Genomic DNA, 655 nt, shown 5'->3' on the forward strand with positions numbered 1-655 from the left:
GCTGGGCTATCAATGCAGCCTTGTTACTTCGACGAACCAGTGAGGCCCAATATATGAGAGTGTTACCCCCGCACAAATACGCGAAGCTGGTCAATGACCTGTTAGACACGGTGATCATTTACCAGGGCACGCAGCAACTACGCGCCCAAATCAGTAAAACCCTGAGCAACTACGTACAACCCGAACCGGAGAAGGCGAAGAATGACGGAAATGGTAAACAACCCGGCGCACTATAACGCCGGTGATATCGAGTGTATCGACGCGATCAAAGCCGCGCTGACCCCGGAAGAGTTCGCCGGGTTCTGCAAAGGCAACGCGTTAAAGTATATCTGGCGCGCCGGTAAAAAAGGCGATGCGATTCAGGACTTTAAAAAATCCTCCTGGTATATCGCAAAATTAATTTAAAATAGTGCTTGCATGATATCACGCTAGCAAGCTATATTGCTCTCACACCAAAACGAGGGCTTACAACATGCTGAAGATTGCAGTTTTAGCCGGGAAGGGCGGAGTGAAAAAGTCTAGCTTATCCCGCACGCTTGCGACTCGTTTAGTCGCTCGCGGCTTTAATACCGCCGGTTTCGATACCGACGTCGACCAGGCAAGTTTTGCGCGCTGGATGCAACGCCGGGTAAACAACGGCATCGAACCGACGTTT

At 50.7% G+C, this 655-nt stretch carries 3 protein-coding genes; all 3 read left to right on the plus strand.

Annotated elements, in window-relative coordinates; translation table 11 throughout:
- Nucleotides 1-236: hypothetical protein (locus tag N1032_RS25860; protein ID WP_259543482.1), on the plus strand; the 236-nt coding region annotated here is incomplete at its 5' end.
- Nucleotides 211-405, plus strand: a complete 195-nt coding sequence (locus N1032_RS25865; RefSeq protein WP_259543483.1) for a DUF3310 domain-containing protein — start codon at nt 211-213, stop codon at nt 403-405. The genes N1032_RS25860 and N1032_RS25865, both read left to right, overlap by 26 nt.
- Nucleotides 406-472: 67 nt before the next feature.
- Nucleotides 473-655 (plus strand): P-loop NTPase (locus tag N1032_RS25870; protein ID WP_259543484.1); only part of this gene is annotated, 183 nt, incomplete at its 3' end.

It is taken from the genome of Herbiconiux daphne (genome assembly GCF_024979295.1).
Lineage (GTDB): Bacteria > Actinomycetota > Actinomycetes > Actinomycetales > Microbacteriaceae > Herbiconiux > Herbiconiux daphnes.

Coding starts and splice junctions, on each gene's coding strand:
- N1032_RS25865 (WP_259543483.1), top strand. CDS start 211: ATGGTAAACAACCCGGCGCACTATAACGCCGGTGATATCGAGTGTATC.